Source organism: Aedoeadaptatus nemausensis (genome assembly GCF_903819165.1).
GTDB classification, from domain to species: Bacteria; Bacillota; Clostridia; order Tissierellales; family Peptoniphilaceae; genus Aedoeadaptatus; species Aedoeadaptatus nemausensis.
The window spans coordinates 135921-152790 of record NZ_CAIJCS010000014.1; the positions used below are offsets into that span (position 1 = coordinate 135921).

The following is a 16870-nucleotide window of genomic DNA, read 5'->3' on the forward strand; positions in this document are numbered from 1 at the left end:
GGACTGTGATCAATAAACTGTTAAGACGACCTCGCGATATACTCTTGATTTTTGAAGTATTGGCTATTCTTTTGGTTTTTTATACCTACGAGGGAGATCTCGACCGCCAGCTGTTATTTTTAACCGGCGGTCTTGTTTTTGTTATCTATATTTCTAATTTTATATTGGGAAAGATTACGACCGGGGATAATTATATTTTTCTTATTATATCGTTGCTCCTCACCATAGGGGTAGTTACCATCTTTAGGATCAAACCGGAAACCGGGATTAAACAGTTGCAGTGGGCATTTATCGGTGTTCTGCTTTTCTATGCGACCTATTTTGTCGTACGAGTGTTTCCGAATTTAGAACGATATGGATCTTTGGCATTGATTATAAGCGTCTTGCTTTTTTTATCTACTCTTATTTTCGGTAAAACAGTGGGTGGATCGAGAAACTGGCTTAGCCTTGGATTTATAGTCTTCCAACCTACGGAATTTATAAAGATCCTATTGATGTTTATACTAGGCAGCTTTTACACCAATTACGAAAAATATAGGAGATATCCCTACGCCAGCTACATTATTATGGCCATTATTTACTTCTTTGTTCTCTTACTTTTTATCCAGCGAGATCTGGGAACGGCAGTAATGTTTATGGCGATGTATATGTCGGTTCAGTTTATATACGATCCGGACATTAAGGCTAAGCTTATTAATATTGCACTCTTGTTATTAGGGGCTATTGCAGGGTATTTTTTATTTTCACACGTAAGGACGCGTTTTGATATCTGGCTAAATCCCTGGAACGATGTTTATAATGCGGGGCGCCAGATCGTGCAGTCTCTTTTTGCCATTGCGGAAGGTGGATTTTTCGGCGCCGGCATCGGCTTCGGACATCCGGAGCTTATACCCGTGTCGGAATCGGATTTTATCTTCCCGGTTATCTGCGAAGAAATGGGACTTTTTGCAGGTTTTGCCATTATTCTTCTTTACATTCTTCTCATTTATAGAGGGATCAAAATTGCCTTGGAGCAAGAATATAAGTTTTACAGAATACTGGCCATTACCGCCACTGTAATGATTTCGATTCAGGCCTTTTTAAACATTGGAGGTGTGACGAAGTTCATTCCCATGACAGGAATAACCTTGCCCTTTATGTCCTACGGGGGTAGTTCGATTTTATCGAGTTTTATTGCCCTCGGTATTTTACAGGTAGCGTCCGAGGACTTAACTTGGAAATATGAACGAGACGGAAAGCATGAGGTGAACGATGAAGAAATCAGAGCTTAAGCGAATCGTCATCCTTATGGCCGGTTTGATTGCCCTTTTTCTAGGAACCATTATTTATTTAACCTATTTTTATATCGTCGAGGCGGAGACCGTGCGAAATCACCCTTCCAACCGAAGGGGCTACATTGAAGAAGCTCAAATTAAGAGAGGCGATATTTACGATCGCAATGGCGAACTTTTAGCTACCTCAAAAGGGGAACCCGGCCACTACCATAGGGAATACAGTTACCCTATTTTGTATTCTCACATTATCGGTTACTCTCATCCTTCCCTCGGCAAGAGTGGGCTCGAGGCAAGCTACAATGATTTTCTATTGAACAGAAATAGCAACCGAGCCATTGTAAAAATTTCAAACTGGCTAAGCAATAAAAAACAAGGAGGAAATTCCCTTATTCTAACGATAGATACTCAAGTACAATCTAAAGCTCGTGAACTTTTAGAAGAAAACGCCGAGCGGGGTAGTATTGTCGTCATGAATCCGAAGACGGGTGAAGTATACGCTATGGCTTCTTTACCGGACTTCAACGCCACGTCCGTGGCGGAAGACTGGAATTCTTTGCAAAAAAACAAAGCGGGAGCCCTTTTGAATCGCTCCATCAATGGTAGATATCCACCCGGCTCCACTTTCAAAGTGATCACTGCAGCGTCTATATTGAACGGGGATTTGAATCAAAATTACGACGATGAGGGAATTCAAACCATCGACGGTAGAGACTTTAAAAATGCGGAAGGTGCCGTTTACGGAAATGTAGATCTGAAAGATGCCATGACCCATTCCATTAACACTTACTTCGTTTCTAAGGGTGCCAAATTGGGCAAGGAGAAATTAGGCGGCACAGCCGATCAGTTTTACTTTAATAAAAAAATTCCCTTTGACCTTCCCGTGTCGCCCTCCGTATTCGATTATAAGAAAAATATTCCGAAAACGACCTTAGCTGCATCAGCCATCGGTCAGGGCGACGTTTTGGTAACGCCTCTTCATATGGCCATGGTGGCAGGCGCTGTGGCCAACGACGGTAAAATGATGGAACCGATTCTCGTTAAAGAAGTAGAGGATCAAAAGGGTAAGAGCATTCGAACCCACGAATCTAAAGTATTGCAACAGGCTACCGACGAGACAACGGCGAAAAAGCTAAACGAATACATGATCTCCGTCGTAGAAAACGGAACGGGTAAGCGCGCCGCTATGCGACGCACAAAAGTTGCCGGTAAGACGGGCTCTGCAGAAAATGCATCGGGAGAAAACCACGCATGGTTCATCGGTTATGCGCCTGCCAATGATCCTCAAGTAGCGGTAGCTGTTATCGTAGAACAAGCCGGACGTTCCGGCGGGACCATTGCGGCTCCCATGGCGCGAGACATTATTGCTTATGCCCTCAATAATATCGACTTCTCACAAACTCTGGAAAAGGAGTCGGGCGATGAATAATCATAAGGTATGCGTCTTAATAGCCGCTGCCGGCATGGGGAAGCGCATGCGTCTCAGTCAAAATAAACAATATCTTCCCATTCATGGCAAACCCATGATACGCCATACAATCGAAGTTTTTGACGCCCTAGAAGCAATCGATAAAATCATTCTCCTTATCCGCTCCGGGGAAGAGGAAATGATGCGTAACATTCTCAATACTATGGAGCTGCAGCATGAGGTTTCTATCGTTCTCGGCGGGGATGAAAGACAAGATAGCATCTGGGAGGGCCTACGCTATTTGCAGGATTTCGACGGCATTATATTAACTCATGATGGTGCCAGACCCTTCGTGACCGAACGGGAAATCTTATCGGTAATTGAAGGAGCTCGTTCATCGGGAGCATGCTGCCTCATGACGCCGATGAAGGATACGGTAAAAATAAGTGAAGACGGCAATTGGGCACAGTTTACCCCCGATCGTTCAAAACTTTATGCCATTCAGACGCCTCAGGGCTTCCATAAAGAAGTCTTAATTCATGCATATAAGCAAGCTTATGAAGAAGGTTACTACGGTACGGATGATTGTTCACTGGTGGAAAAGACGGGGAAGAAGATACGGCTTATACGTGGTTCTTACAAAAATATTAAGATCACCACGCCGGAGGACCTTATTTTCGCAGATGCAATTTATTCAGATAGGATGGAAGAATGAAAATTGGAATTGGATACGATGTTCATGCTTTGGTAGAGGGGCGTAAGTTGATTTTAGGAGGCGTTGAGATCCCTCATGAGAAAGGTCTCTTAGGTCACTCCGATGCAGACGTGCTCGTTCATGCGATTGAAGATGCCATTTTAGGAGCTTTAGCTCTAGGCGATATCGGTAAATTATTTCCCGACACAGACCCGGCTTTTAAAGACGGATCGAGTTTGAAAATGATGGAAGAGGTCATCGATCTCATCGAGAACAAAGGCTATCGTGTGGGAAATATAGACAGCACGATTATCGCCCAATCACCGAAGCTCGCCCCCTATATCGAAGAGATGCGCAAGAATATTGCCCATGTATGTGGAAAACCTATAGAAGATGTTTCGGTTAAAGCGACAACTTCGGAGAAAATGGGGTATGAAGGTAGAAAAGAGGGCATGACGGCCATGGCCGTAGTTCTCTTAGAATCAATTGATTAGAGAAAGGACTTGACTATGCTAGTTACAGGAAAACAAATTCTTGAACATGCCGATCAAAACGGTTACGCCGTAGGGGCATTTAATGTTAACAATATGGAGATTATTCAAGCTATTGCAGAAGCTGCAGGCGATCTAAAAGCGCCGGTTATTTTGCAAGCTTCTCAAGGAGCTATTAAATATGCGGGCATCGAATATATCACCGGACTCGTCAAGACGACGGCTGAACTGGTCGATGTCCCCATGGCCCTTCACCTGGACCACGGAACGGATTTTGACGAAATCATGAAATGTATTCGCAACGGATTTACATCCGTCATGATCGATGCCTCGAAACATGAATTAGAAGAAAATATTCGCCTTACAAAAGAAATCGTGCGTATTGCCCACTCCGTCGGCGTTTCTGTTGAAGCGGAACTCGGAAAGATCGGCGGTACCGAAGATCACATCGTCGTATCGGAAGCGGAAGCCACCTATACTGATCCCGAAGAAGCACGTATTTTTGTAGAAGAAACCGGTGTAGATTCCCTGGCTATTGCCGTCGGTACGGCACACGGGGTCTACAAAGGCGAGCCCAAGGTCGATATCGAGCGTATTAAAGAAATTGACCGCGTGGTACCGGTCCCCCTTGTCCTTCACGGATCCAGCGGAGTACCCTATGATACCTTGGAAAGTGCTGTGAAGGCGGGTATTCGTAAGATTAATATCGACACCGACATTCGCGCAAGCTTTGCAGGCGCAGTAAAGGAATTTGTGGAAGCCAATCCCGGCGAAATCGATCCTAGAAAAATTCTTAAACCTGCTCGTGCTCGCATGGCAGATACGGTTAAAGAAAAAATTAAAGTATTCGGCAGTGACGGTAAGGCTTGGAAATAATGAAATTTTTTATCGACACAGCTAATATAGATGAAATAAAAGAAATCGAATCCTGGGGTGTTCTTTCCGGCGTCACCACCAATCCCAGTCTTATCGCCAAGGAAAAAGACGTAGTTTTTGAAGAGGTTATAGAGAAGATTACATCCATCGTCGACGGTCCTATCAGTGCCGAGGTAACGTCGGAAGATTCGGAGGGCATGATCCGCGAGGGTAAGGCGCTGCACGCCATCCATGAGAATGTCGTCGTCAAGATTCCTATGACTGTCGAAGGCTTAAAAGCTATTCGGGCTTTGGAAGATGAGGGGATTCCGACCAACTGCACGCTGATATTCTCCATTAACCAGGCTCTACTTGCCCTGCAAGCCGGCGCAAGTTTCATAAGTCCCTTTATCGGACGACTGGATGATATCGGGAATGACGGATTAGATTTAATAAAATCTTTGGCCGATACTATCGATTTTTACGGCTACGAAAGTGAAATTATCGCCGCCAGTATCCGCCATCCTTTGCATGTTCAGCAAGCAGCAATGGCAGGAGCTCATATTGCTACTGTGCCCTTTAAAGTGTTTAAACAAATGGTGAGCCACCCTCTGACAGATAAGGGAATCGAACAATTTAACAAAGATTTTGAAGGAACGAGGAGAGTCAATGGATAGAGATTTAAGTCTGAATATTGCACGTGTAACAGAGGCGGCGGCTCTTTCCGGCGCAAAATTCCTCGGAAAAGGGGACAAGAACGCAGCCGACGGTGCTGCAGTTGATGCCATGCGTCGCATGTTCGATACGGTGCATATTAATGGAACTGTCGTTATCGGTGAAGGAGAAATAGATGAAGCGCCCATGCTTTACATCGGCGAAGAAATCGGCACACGCCAAAACGACGATGTAGCCGTTGACATTGCAGTCGATCCTATCGACGGTACCACCGCCATCAGCAACGGCATGAACAACGCCATTGCCGTCGTGGCAGTTGCACCGGAAGGATGTCTCCTACATGCTCCCGACGTGTATATGAAAAAAATCGCCTGTGGTCCAGCGGCCAAGGGTCAGATCCAATTAGATGACACCGTAGAAAATAATATTAAGCGCGTTTCAGAAGCTATCGGCAAATCTCCGGAAGATATTACCGTTTCTGTATTGGATCGCCCGCGCCACGACGATCTCATTAAAGAGATCCGGAAAACCGGTGCACGCATTCGTAAGATCAGCGATGGGGATATAGTAACGGCTATCTACACTTGCTTCGACGAAAGCGGTATCGATTTAATTATGGGTGTCGGCGGCGCACCTGAAGGCGTAGTCGCAGCGGCTGCTTTAAAATGTTTGGGTGGCGACTTTCAAGGGCGCCTCGTTCACTACGATGACGCTCAACTTTCCCGCATCGAAAAAAGCCCTGCCGAAGAAGGTAAAATCTACACTATCGACGACTTGGTTAAGGGCGACGATGTTATATTCTCCGCCACAGGTATTTCCAATGGAGATCTATTGAAAGGTGTTCATTTCATGAAAGGGAATAAGGCGACGACTCAGTCCCTCGTCTTGAGATTGCCCTCTCGCACTGTGCGTTTCATCGATAGTGTTCACGATTTGAATCACAAGCCGGAATACGCAAAGTAATTGACAATTTAGGACGATTATGTTATCCTAAATTAGTTAGTAAATTGAATTAAAATCTACAGAAAGGAGTGTGGACAGATGAAAAAAGGTATCCATCCCGAATATAAAGAAGCAACTGTAACCTGCGCTTGCGGCAACACCTTCAAGACGGGCTCTGTAAAAGAGGATTTAAAAGTGGAAGTTTGTTCCGAATGTCATCCTTTCTTCACAGGACGCCAAAAGTTTACGGATACAGGCGGACGTATTGATAAATTCAACAAAAAATATAAGAGATAAAGAATGGTCCGTGAAAACGGACCTTTTTTTATAAGGAGTATCTTAAATATATGAAACAATCGTTTAAGACCACTATCGGCGGGCAAGCACTCATCGAAGGGGTCATGATGAAAGGTCCCTCTAAAACGGCCTATGCCGTCCGAAAGCCCGGCGGAGATATCGCCATGCGCATTGAAAATAATAACAGTATTTTAGAGAGGTTTCCTTTTTTAAATATTCCGATTTTACGAGGAGCGGTCAAACTGATCGAGGCCATGCTCGTCGGTGTGGACGCCATTATTTACTCGGCTTCTTTTTGGGAAGATGATGAAGACGAGGTGGGTTTTTTGGAAAAACACTTTCCGGAGCACCACCAGAAAATGGAAGAAGTTCTTTCTGTCCTTATTTCCATTCTATCGGCGGTTTTATTTTTTATGATCTTGCCGAATTTAATGGCGACGTTTTTCCAAAACAAAATCGAAAACCATATTCTTTTAAACCTCGTCGAGGGGATCTTTCGCATCTTCATATTTTTTCTTTATTTGGCACTTATCTCTAAACAAAAAGACATTGCTCGAGTCTTCCAATACCACGGAGCTGAGCATAAATCCATCGCATGTTACGAGGCCGGAACCCCTCTAACAGTAGATGAAGTACGAAAATATTCGAGACTCCATCCCCGTTGCGGCACGAGCTTTCTTTTTATGGTACTGGTTATCTCTGTGGTCGTCCTTTCATTCTTCGGCTGGCCCTCACTTTTAGGTCGCATCGTCGTACGGCTTTTGATGTTTCCGGTCATTGCGGGAATAGGATTTGAGGTCAATCGATTAATAGGAAAATATGATAATCGACTCACAATGATTTTGCGCTATCCCGGCCTTATGATTCAAAAGTACTTTACGGTGAAAGAGCCTAATGAGGAACAGATGGAAGTGGGAATCGCCTCGTTAAAAGCCGTTCTTCCTGAAGCGGGAGAAGACGATACATGGAATTAAAAGAAGCTTTTCAATTGTGCATGGAAGCATTAGGTCCGGGCGAAGAAATAAAGGCACACGATCTTTTAGAAGAACTTTTCAATATTACGAGGAAAGACTTTATTCTTGAGAGTAAACGAGAACTCACTACAGATGAGACGGTGCTCCTTAAATCCGTTTTAATAGAGGTGGAGGGAGGGAAGCCACTACCTTATATTCTCAACAAAGCGTATTTTATGGGCGAGGCATTTTATGTCGACGAACGAGTTTTAATCCCGCGATACGATACGGAACATAGTATAGATCTTATCCGCTCACTGAATCTAAAGACGCCGCGGATTTTGGAAATCGGAACGGGTTCAGGTTGTGTCGCCATTAGCTTGGCTAAACTCTTTCCCGACGGGGAGATCATCTCTGCTGATATTTCAAAAGATGCATTAGATGTGGCTTCGATTAACAAAGAAAATCATAAGGTTCATAATTTAAAATTCATTCAATCGGATTTATTTGATAAAATAGACGACAGCTTTGATTTGATCTACTCAAATCCGCCTTATATCAGTGAAAAAGAAATGAGAGAGCTGGATAAAAGTGTCTTAGACTTCGAACCTCATCTCGCCTTACATGGCGGGAAAAACGGATTGGATTTCTATGAGGCCATTACAAAAGAGGCTCGTCGTTATTTAAAATCCGACGGTTATCTCGTATTTGAAATCGGCGCCTATCAAGGGGAAACCGTTAAAAAGCTTTTAGAAGATCATCGATTTAAAGATATACACATACGACGAGATTTTTCCGGTCTCGATCGCGTACTATATGGGAGGTTGTAAGATGTTTGAAAATTTAACAGTTTATGAGGATCGTTACCAAGAATTAAATAATATGATGATGGATCCCGAGGTTCAAAGTGACAGCAAGCTCCTGCAAAAAACCGCCATCGAGCACGCGGAGATCGAACCTATCGTAAAAAAATACAGAGACTATGTTAAGGTTTCTCAAGATCTAAAAGATAATAAGAGCATGTTCGACGACAAGATCGACGACGAAATGCGTGAACTCATAAAAGAAGAGATCAAAAAAGATGAAGAATCTCTCGAAAAAATTGAGGATGAACTTAAGGTATTGTTGATCCCGAAAGATGAAAACGATGATAAAAACGTCATCGTCGAAATTCGAGGCGGGGCAGGGGGCGATGAAGCGGCCCTCTTTGCGGGAGTTCTACTTCGTCAATACATTCACTACGCTGATAATAACGGATGGAAATCGGAGCTACTTTCAAGCAATGAAATCGGCATCGGAGGATATAAGGAAGCTATTCTTTTAATTCAAGGAAAAGGTGCCTATTCCAGATTAAAGTACGAATCGGGTGTTCACCGCGTACAACGGGTTCCCGAGACGGAATCTTCCGGAAGAATTCATACTTCTACGGCTACGGTTATCGTCATGCCTGAGATCGACGATGTCGAAGTTGAAATCGATCCTAACGAGGTCCGCGTCGACGTATTCCGCTCCTCTGGTAATGGAGGACAATCGGTCAATACGACAGACTCCGCAGTGCGTCTAACTCACGAGCCGACGGGCATAGTCGTAAGCTGCCAAGATGAAAAAAGTCAGCTTAAAAATAAGGACAAAGCTTTTAAGATATTAAAGACCAAGCTCTACGACTTGGAGCGTCAAAAACAGGAAGATGCCGTAAGTCAGGAGAAGAAATCTCAAATTGGCTCCGGCGATCGTTCCGAACGTATTCGCACTTATAACTATCCTCAAGGACGGGTAACCGATCACCGCATCAACTACACCAGTCATCGTATCGATGATATTAATAACGGGGATTTAACGGACTTAATCGATGCCTTGACCGCAGCAGATCAAGCGGCAAAGATCGAAAATATGCAATAATTTAACCTGTACAGCGGGCTCTTTGATAAACTTGTTAGTTTTCATTCCATCGTTTATAATGGTTATGTACTAAGCAATATTAAGGAGGATTCATTATGCACGCTATGACACAAGATAACTTAAGAAGTGCTTTTGGAGGCGAAAGCCAAGCAAGCATGAGATACGGTATTTGGGGTAAAACTGCTAAAAAAGAAGGCTTCCCAAATGTTGAACGTCTTTTCAAATGCACAGGCGATGCTGAAAAAGTACACGCCAACTTACATTTCCAAGCTTTGAAAGATGTTCACGGCGATTTTCCCGTAACCAGCATGGCAGGCTTCGGTATCGGAAACACTTCCGAAAACCTTCAAAAAGGTATCGACGGCGAAGTTTTCGAATACACGGAAATGTACCCGGCATACATTGAAGTTGCTAAAATGCAAGACGAAGATGAAGCAGTGAAGGCAATGGAATATGCAGTTGCGGCAGAAAAAGTACACGCTGAACGCTACGGAGAAGCTAAAAAAGCAGTAGATGCAGGCAATGACTTAGATGCTGAAGATATTTTACTTTGCCCTGTTTGTGGCTACATCACCTTCGATAAAAACGAAGAAGAGTGCCCCATCTGCGGTACCAAATCTAAAGCTTTTGTAGCTTACTAAATTAGAAAAAAGACATCTGCGGATGTCTTTTTTATTGCCTAAATAGAGAAAATGTCTATGGTATAATAACAGTTACATTGTTTAAAGGAGCGATTATGCAAGATTTAAATACAGAATTTATCGAACGTGTTCGTGAAACACACGGCGGCGAACGCTACGTCTTGACGACGCACGGATGCCAAATGAACGAACATGATTCGGAAAAAATAAAAACTTTACTGGATACCATGGGCTTGATCGAAATTGACGATGAGGAAAAGGCCGACTTTTCTATCATTAATACGTGCTCGGTTCGTCACAGTGCGGAAGATAAAGTAATCGGCCACATCGGTCGCTTAAAGCATATAAAAAAAACAAATAAAAATTTAAAAGTTGCTGTTTGCGGCTGCATGATGCAGAGAAAAGAATCAAGAGATTATGTACTGGAGACGTTTCCCCACGTAAACATCGTCTTCGGTACTAATAATATCTACAGATTACCTCAACTGATCTTAGAAAATGACGATCGCAACTCGAGGGTCGTGGACATCGAGGAGAGCTACTCTAATTTGGATAATCGTATTTTCTCAGAAGTATCCGGAAATTCGGCCTATGTAAACATTATTTACGGCTGTAATAATTTCTGCACCTATTGCATCGTGCCCTATACGCGAGGACGTGAAATATCCAGATCTCCCGAGGATATTATAGAAGAAATTGAAGCTCTCGTCGCTGACGGCGTCAACGAGGTGACCCTACTGGGCCAAAACGTAAACTCTTATGGAAAGACCTTGGAAGAAAAAACTTCTTTTGCCGATTTGCTTCGAAGAGTTCATGAAATCGAAGGTATTGAAAGGATTCAATTTACCACATCCCATCCCAAAGATATGAGCGATGATTTAATCGCCTGTTACGGAGAATTACCGAAACTTGCCAATTTCTTACATCTTCCGGTTCAAGCGGGCTCCAATCGCGTGCTTAAAGCCATGAATCGCCATTACACGAGGGAAGATTATTTTGAGTTGATCGATAAGCTACGCGACGTCCGCCCGGATATCGCATTATCTACGGATATTATGGTGGGCTTTCCCGGCGAAACGGAGGAAGATTTTGAGGATACCCTAGATCTTGTGCGTCGCGTTCGGTACGACAGCGCCTTTACTTTTATTTATTCTAGAAGAGAGGGAACCCGCGCCGATCGAATGGAAGATCAGGTGCCGAAAGAAGTTAAGGACGCCCGCTTTCAAAAACTTTTAGATGAGGTTTATCGCATTCAAAGAGAGAAGTACGAGGCCTTAATCGGTACGGAACAGGAGGTTCTCTTCGATTCCAGAAGCAAAAATGATGAGACTATGATGAGCGGACGAACCAATGGTTTTAAGCTCGTTCACGTGCCATATGAGGGAGAATCTATCGGAAGAATTCGCAAGGTAAAGATTGTGGGAGGAAACACTTTCTCGCTTAGAGGAGAAATCGTCCATGAAGACAATTGATATTGACAAGCTCACGCCGGCTATGCGCCATTATGTAGAGACAAAAAATAAAAATCCCGAAGCCTACTTATTCTATCGAATGGGCGATTTTTACGAGCTCTTTTTCGACGATGCCATCGAGGTATCGTCGCTTCTCGATTTAACTCTTACGAAAAAAAGCGGTGGCCTGGAAGAAAAAATCCCAATGTGCGGCGTACCCTTTCGAGTAGCAAATCAATACATTAAGCGTCTCGTAAAAAAAGGCTATTCAGTAAGTGTATGCGATCAAGTGGAAGATCCGAAAGAGGCCAAGGGACTCGTAAAGCGTGAGATTATTAAGATCGTGACACCGGGTACCTTTGTCGATGAAGAAAATCCGGACGAGACCAGAAGGATCACCTCGGTGGCTATGGAGGGCAAGCTAATGATGCTCGCCCATTGTGATTATGCGTCCGGTCGTGTCAGTTTGGAGCAAAAAATCATCTGGGACCACCGAGATGCTTTGAGCTTTCTCGATAAACAGTTCGGTTTTTATCGGCCGGCAGAAGTCATTTTTAACGACTTTACCTACGAACGGGAGCTTTCGGCCGCCTCTAAACAAGCGGGCGTGGTTAGCATTCATAGGGTAGAGGAAGGGGATCCCGAGCTTTATAAGCGTTACTTTGAATTATTTCTTTCGGAATATAATCCCGCACTAAATTTACTCGTCGCTTATTTGGAAAAAACACAGCTCCACGAGCAAGATCACCTCTATATTCAAAGCATAAATGACGGAGACGGCTCCATGGATTTGTCGGATACGACAATTCGCAATCTGGAGCTCGTAGAAAATACCCACGACAGTACGAAAAAAGATTCACTTTACGATACATTGGATCACTGTACAACGCGCATGGGAAGTCGCAAGATGCGTGAAAAAATCCTGCGGCCCATGATGGCGATCGATCCATTAAATGCGCAATATGACCGAATCGAATTTCTCCAATCAAATCGTATTTTATTCGACGATATACTTGAAAAGTTGGGTTCGATTTACGATATCGACCGCTTAGCTCTATCCATCGCCAATCAGAATTTATCGCCTAAGCAAATGCTCCGCCTACAAAAAAGTTTGGCGGCCTTCTCGGATATTCTCTTTCTACTGGAAAGGGAAGGTGATGGGGTTCTCTACGATCTTTTCAAAGATATAGATCCCTGTTCGAAGCTGGCGAAAGAACTGGAAACAGTTTTTATCGATGATCCTCCGGCTGCCTATCATGAACAACGCTTTATTCGTAAAGGATATGATTCGGAGCTCGACGAACTGTTTGACAGCTCCGAGGGTGGTGCTCAATGGATCCTTCAACTGGAGGAACGGGAGAGGGAAGCCACGGGAATAAAAAACCTGAAGATTAAATATAACAAAATACTCGGTTATTTTTTCGACGTGTCCAAATCGAATATCCCTCTGGTGCCTGATCGATTTATTCGAAAACAGACCTTGGTTGGTTCGGAGCGTTTTTTCACCGACGAGTTGAAGGAACAGGAGGAGAAGATCCTCCACGCCAAAGAGAGAGCTTTGGAGCGTCAGTTGGAACTTCTGGATTCTTTACGTCTTCGTATAGCCGGTGATCTTGAACATATTCAAGCCGTTTCAGAAGCTGTAGCTGAATTGGATGTCATCTGTTCCTTTGCGACTATTGCCGATCAATATGGCTACGTTCGTCCTTCACTGAATAGCGCAGGTATTCTTTCTATCGAAAACGGCCGCCACCCCGTAGTGGAACGCACAATAGAAGAAGAGTACATCCCGAACAATACTCAGCTGGATCCCGATGGTGGCTTTTTACAAGTGATTACCGGACCCAATATGGCCGGGAAATCCACCTATATGCGTCAAGTTGCCCTGATTCAAATTATGGCGCAGATCGGCTCCTTTGTACCCTGCGAAAGGGCCGATCTTCCCATTGTGGATCAAATCTTTACGCGCATCGGTGCATCGGATTTTCTTACGCGAGGGAAGTCCACCTTTATGGTAGAAATGACGGAGGTAGCGGAAATCTTAAGGCTCGCCACCCCGAGATCTTTGATTCTCTTCGACGAGGTTGGTAGGGGTACGAGCACTTACGACGGGCTTTCCATCGCCTGGTCCATTATCGAATATATTTACGATGAGGTTCATGCCAAAACCTTATTCGCGACCCACTACTTCGAACTTACGGAACTTGCGGACAAATACGACGGTATTTTAAATGTGACGGTAGCTACAGAAGAAGTAGATGGAGAAATTCGTTTTTTGCGAAAGATCGTTCTCGGAGAAAGTAACTATTCTTTCGGAATCGATGTGGCTAAGCTGGCCGGCGTAAAACCGGCGGTTATCGAACGTGCTCGTCAAGTATTAGTCGATCTGGAAAAGCAGAATAATTTGGAAAGTGCAGCTCTCTACATTAAAGATGAGCCGGTAATCGATGGCGAAGACGACGAATTAAGAGAAAAAATAAAATCGATCGATCTGGATAATACTACGCCCTTAGAGGCGCTTATGCTTTTACAATCTTTAAAGGAGGAGGTAGACCGTGCGTGATATCCTTTCATTAAGCGATCAGACGATTTCGCAGATCGCCGCAGGTGAAATTGTCGAAAATCCCGCGTCGATTATTAAAGAACTCGTAGAAAATGCTGTGGATGCAAAGGCTACCTCCATTAATATCCGCTTATCGGAAAATCTCCTCGACGAGATTCGAGTGTCCGACAATGGAGAAGGTATACCGAAAGATCAAATAAAAAAGGCCTTTAATCGCCACGCTACGTCTAAATTACGTACTATCTCCGATCTCTCTATGATTACGAGTTTGGGTTTTCGTGGCGAGGCCTTGGCGAGCATAGCCAATATCAGTTATATGGAATGTATATCAAAAACAGAGCATGAATCTTTCGGCTATTCCGTATCGGTGGAGGAAGGAAAGGTTTCCGAAGTGAGTCCCGTAGGTTCGGCTCGTGGTACCACCATGATCGTAAGGGATGTTTTTTATAATACGCCCGTTCGCAAACAATTTTTGAAAAGTACGAATAAAGAAATCCGCCGGATTATAAAAATGGTGGAAGTCATCGCTTTAAGTCGAAAAGATATTTCCTTCCATCTCCTCTGGGATCGGAAAACTTTACTTCAGTCCCATGCGTCGGGGGATAATCGGAACCATATTTATTCCATTCTCGGAAAGGAAATCGCCAAGAATCTGGTGCCCATAGAGTTCGAAACGGAATCCTATAGTATCGAGGGTTATGTTGGGAACAATTTACTTCATCGATCCACGCCGGAACGGGAATATATCTTCATTAACGGACGCGGCGTAAAGAGTGACGATATTTCAAATGCCGTGAGAAAAGCCTACAGGTCTCTAATTCCCCTGCATCATTATCCGATCTTTATTCTCTATTTAACCATCGATCCCGTTTTGATCGATGTCAATATTCACCCTCAAAAACAAACTGTACGACTATCGAATCACAATCAAATCGCCGTCTTGTTAGAGCGATTGGTGGCGCGAGCCTTGGAATCCAAAAGCGAAATCCCCGTAGTGGAAGAGATTACCGGCTCTTCATCTAAAAAAGAAGAGATACAAAAGCCTGAGAAGACGATTTTTGAACTTCATCGCGAAAAAATGGAAAGTCCGACTATTGCTGAAAATACTGAGTGGGAAACTCCCGGGATAACCGTTGAGAAAGTCTACGAACCGAAAGAGAGTTACAGTACTTCTGAAGATAAAACGAATGAAAATAGCAAGAGAGAAGAGGTAAAAACCAAAGAGGACAAAGTGAAGACGCCCCCGCTCAATGTGGAGCTCTATGAGTTTTTAGCCGTAATTTTCCACACCTACATTCTCTTCGAAAATAAACGAGACCATCGGGTGCTGTTAGTGGATCAACACGCAGCCCACGAGCGCATCCTCTATGAAGAATATAGACGATCCATTGATTCCGGTGCTGTAGCCACGCAATTACTTCTGGAGCCCATTCAAATCTCCCTGACGCCCGAAGAAATGCAGCTAATCGAAAGCTATGGAGAAGCCTATAATTTATTAGGCTTCACCCCGGAACCTTTTGGCGAAAATACCGTCCTTATTCGAGAGGTGCCTCAACATATTTTAATTCCCGATCTTCGACAATTTTTCCTTAACTCACTCCACGAACTGGAAAAGGGCGTGGATGTGAAGGAGCAAAATATTTACAAGATCATGCGTCTCGCTTGTCGAAGCGCTATAAAAGCCGGCGATCAATTGTCTGAAGAAGAAGCTTATGCATTGTTAGATGATTTAAATCAAGCGGAGACACCTTTCACCTGTCCTCACGGCAGGCCGACGATGATTCACTTGGAAAAAAGAACATTTGAAAAACTGTTTTTAAGGGAGGGGATATGAGACGCTTTATTTTAATTACGGGACCTACAGGTTCGGGAAAGTCCAATCTCTCCGTACAACTGGCCAAGATTATGAATACGGAGATTATTTCCGCCGATTCCGTGCAGGTTTATAAGGGATTCGATATCGGCTCGGGAAAAGTAACGGAAGAGGAAAAAGAAGGAATCGTTCATCATTTAATCGATATAAAAGAAGGCGACGAGCCCTATTCTGCAGCCGATTTTTACGAAGAGGCCATGATTATAATCGACCGCTTAAACGGAGAAGGAAAAATTCCCATTATTTGTGGCGGCACCGCTCTCTATATTCACGGTTTGATTTACGATATTCAATTCGGCAACAAGCCGTCTATGAAGTATAGAAACGAGCTTAACTCAATTTACGAAAAAGAAGGACTCGGTCATCTGGTCGAGATGCTTGAGGAGAAAAATCCTGAACTGGCTGCTAAAACCGATCTATTAAATCCACGACGCGTCATGCGTGCGTTGGAAAAAATTGAGACCGGAAATTATGAGCCTGAAAACTTGCGTAAAAAGCGTGAAGATGTAGAGTGGGATTACTTTATCCTTCATTGGGAAAGGGAGACCCTTTATGATCGCATCAACCGCAGAGTGCTTCAAATGGTGGAGGAAGGTCTGTTTCAAGAAGTGGAAGAGCTCTATAAACACTATGGCGATGTAAAACCCCTTCAGGCCATCGGCTACAAAGAGGTAGTAAGCTACTTAAAAGGGGAGTGGGACCGGGAAACCGCCATCGAAAAAATTCAGCAACACAGCCGCAATTTCGCCAAACGTCAGCTCACATGGTTTCGAAAAGAAGAAGACGGTATTTTGTTAGATATGGAATCTATGAGCGTGGACGAAGCAATAAAGACTGTATTGGAAAGAGTGAACTAG

At 43.9% G+C, this 16870-nt stretch carries 16 protein-coding genes; all 16 read left to right on the plus strand.

Annotated features, from left to right (window positions below; all coding sequences use genetic code 11):
• Positions 1-5: 5 nt before the first annotated feature.
• Positions 6-1271 (plus strand): FtsW/RodA/SpoVE family cell cycle protein, encoded by a 1266-nt coding sequence (locus tag PEPTYR26121_RS01875; RefSeq protein WP_180498655.1) that lies wholly within the window; start codon positions 6-8, stop codon positions 1269-1271.
• Entirely contained in the window at positions 1252-2700 is a 1449-nt protein-coding gene (locus PEPTYR26121_RS01880) for a peptidoglycan D,D-transpeptidase FtsI family protein (RefSeq protein ID WP_180498656.1), read from the plus strand. Before PEPTYR26121_RS01875 ends, PEPTYR26121_RS01880 begins: the two co-directional genes overlap by 20 nt.
• Positions 2693-3394, plus strand: a complete 702-nt coding sequence (ispD, locus tag PEPTYR26121_RS01885) for a 2-C-methyl-D-erythritol 4-phosphate cytidylyltransferase (protein WP_180498658.1) — start codon at positions 2693-2695, stop codon at positions 3392-3394. The genes PEPTYR26121_RS01880 and ispD overlap by 8 nt, the downstream gene beginning before the upstream one ends.
• Positions 3391-3867 carry a 2-C-methyl-D-erythritol 2,4-cyclodiphosphate synthase gene (gene ispF, locus PEPTYR26121_RS01890; RefSeq protein ID WP_180498660.1) on the plus strand — a complete coding sequence of 159 codons (477 nt, stop codon included), beginning with the start codon at positions 3391-3393 and terminating at the stop codon, positions 3865-3867. The genes ispD and ispF overlap by 4 nt, the downstream gene beginning before the upstream one ends.
• Before the next feature lie 15 nt (positions 3868-3882).
• Positions 3883-4740 carry a class II fructose-1,6-bisphosphate aldolase gene (locus PEPTYR26121_RS01895; protein ID WP_180498662.1) on the plus strand — a complete coding sequence of 286 codons (858 nt, stop codon included), beginning with the start codon at positions 3883-3885 and terminating at the stop codon, positions 4738-4740.
• On the plus strand, positions 4740-5396 hold the full coding sequence (gene fsa, locus PEPTYR26121_RS01900; protein WP_180498664.1) for a fructose-6-phosphate aldolase: 657 nt from the start codon (positions 4740-4742) through the stop codon (positions 5394-5396). The genes PEPTYR26121_RS01895 and fsa overlap by 1 nt, the downstream gene beginning before the upstream one ends.
• A complete protein-coding gene (gene glpX, locus PEPTYR26121_RS01905) occupies positions 5389-6357 on the plus strand; it encodes a class II fructose-bisphosphatase (RefSeq protein ID WP_180498666.1) in 969 nt (322 codons plus the stop codon). Before fsa ends, glpX begins: the two co-directional genes overlap by 8 nt.
• 78 nt (positions 6358-6435) lie before the next feature.
• Positions 6436-6633 carry a 50S ribosomal protein L31 gene (gene rpmE, locus PEPTYR26121_RS01910; RefSeq protein WP_068369212.1) on the plus strand — a complete coding sequence of 66 codons (198 nt, stop codon included), beginning with the start codon at positions 6436-6438 and terminating at the stop codon, positions 6631-6633.
• A 50-nt stretch (positions 6634-6683) separates the two neighbouring features.
• A complete protein-coding gene (locus tag PEPTYR26121_RS01915; protein ID WP_180498668.1) occupies positions 6684-7607 on the plus strand; it encodes a DUF1385 domain-containing protein in 924 nt (307 codons plus the stop codon).
• Positions 7598-8416 (plus strand): peptide chain release factor N(5)-glutamine methyltransferase, encoded by an 819-nt coding sequence (gene prmC, locus PEPTYR26121_RS01920; RefSeq protein WP_180498670.1) that lies wholly within the window; start codon positions 7598-7600, stop codon positions 8414-8416. The genes PEPTYR26121_RS01915 and prmC overlap by 10 nt, the downstream gene beginning before the upstream one ends.
• Before the next feature lies 1 nt (position 8417).
• A complete protein-coding gene (gene prfA / locus PEPTYR26121_RS01925; protein ID WP_180498672.1) occupies positions 8418-9485 on the plus strand; it encodes a peptide chain release factor 1 in 1068 nt (355 codons plus the stop codon).
• Positions 9486-9580: 95 nt separating this feature from the next.
• A complete protein-coding gene (locus PEPTYR26121_RS01930) occupies positions 9581-10126 on the plus strand; it encodes a rubrerythrin family protein (protein ID WP_180498674.1) in 546 nt (181 codons plus the stop codon).
• Positions 10127-10221: 95 nt separating this feature from the next.
• On the plus strand, positions 10222-11598 hold the full coding sequence (miaB, locus tag PEPTYR26121_RS01935) for a tRNA (N6-isopentenyl adenosine(37)-C2)-methylthiotransferase MiaB (protein WP_180498675.1): 1377 nt from the start codon (positions 10222-10224) through the stop codon (positions 11596-11598).
• Positions 11585-14140: a DNA mismatch repair protein MutS gene (gene mutS, locus PEPTYR26121_RS01940; protein WP_180498677.1), complete on the plus strand. Its 2556-nt coding sequence runs from the start codon at positions 11585-11587 to the stop codon at positions 14138-14140. Before miaB ends, mutS begins: the two co-directional genes overlap by 14 nt.
• Positions 14133-15974: a DNA mismatch repair endonuclease MutL gene (mutL, locus tag PEPTYR26121_RS01945; protein WP_180498679.1), complete on the plus strand. Its 1842-nt coding sequence runs from the start codon at positions 14133-14135 to the stop codon at positions 15972-15974. Before mutS ends, mutL begins: the two co-directional genes overlap by 8 nt.
• Entirely contained in the window at positions 15971-16870 is a 900-nt protein-coding gene (gene miaA / locus PEPTYR26121_RS01950) for a tRNA (adenosine(37)-N6)-dimethylallyltransferase MiaA (protein ID WP_180498681.1), read from the plus strand. The genes mutL and miaA overlap by 4 nt, the downstream gene beginning before the upstream one ends.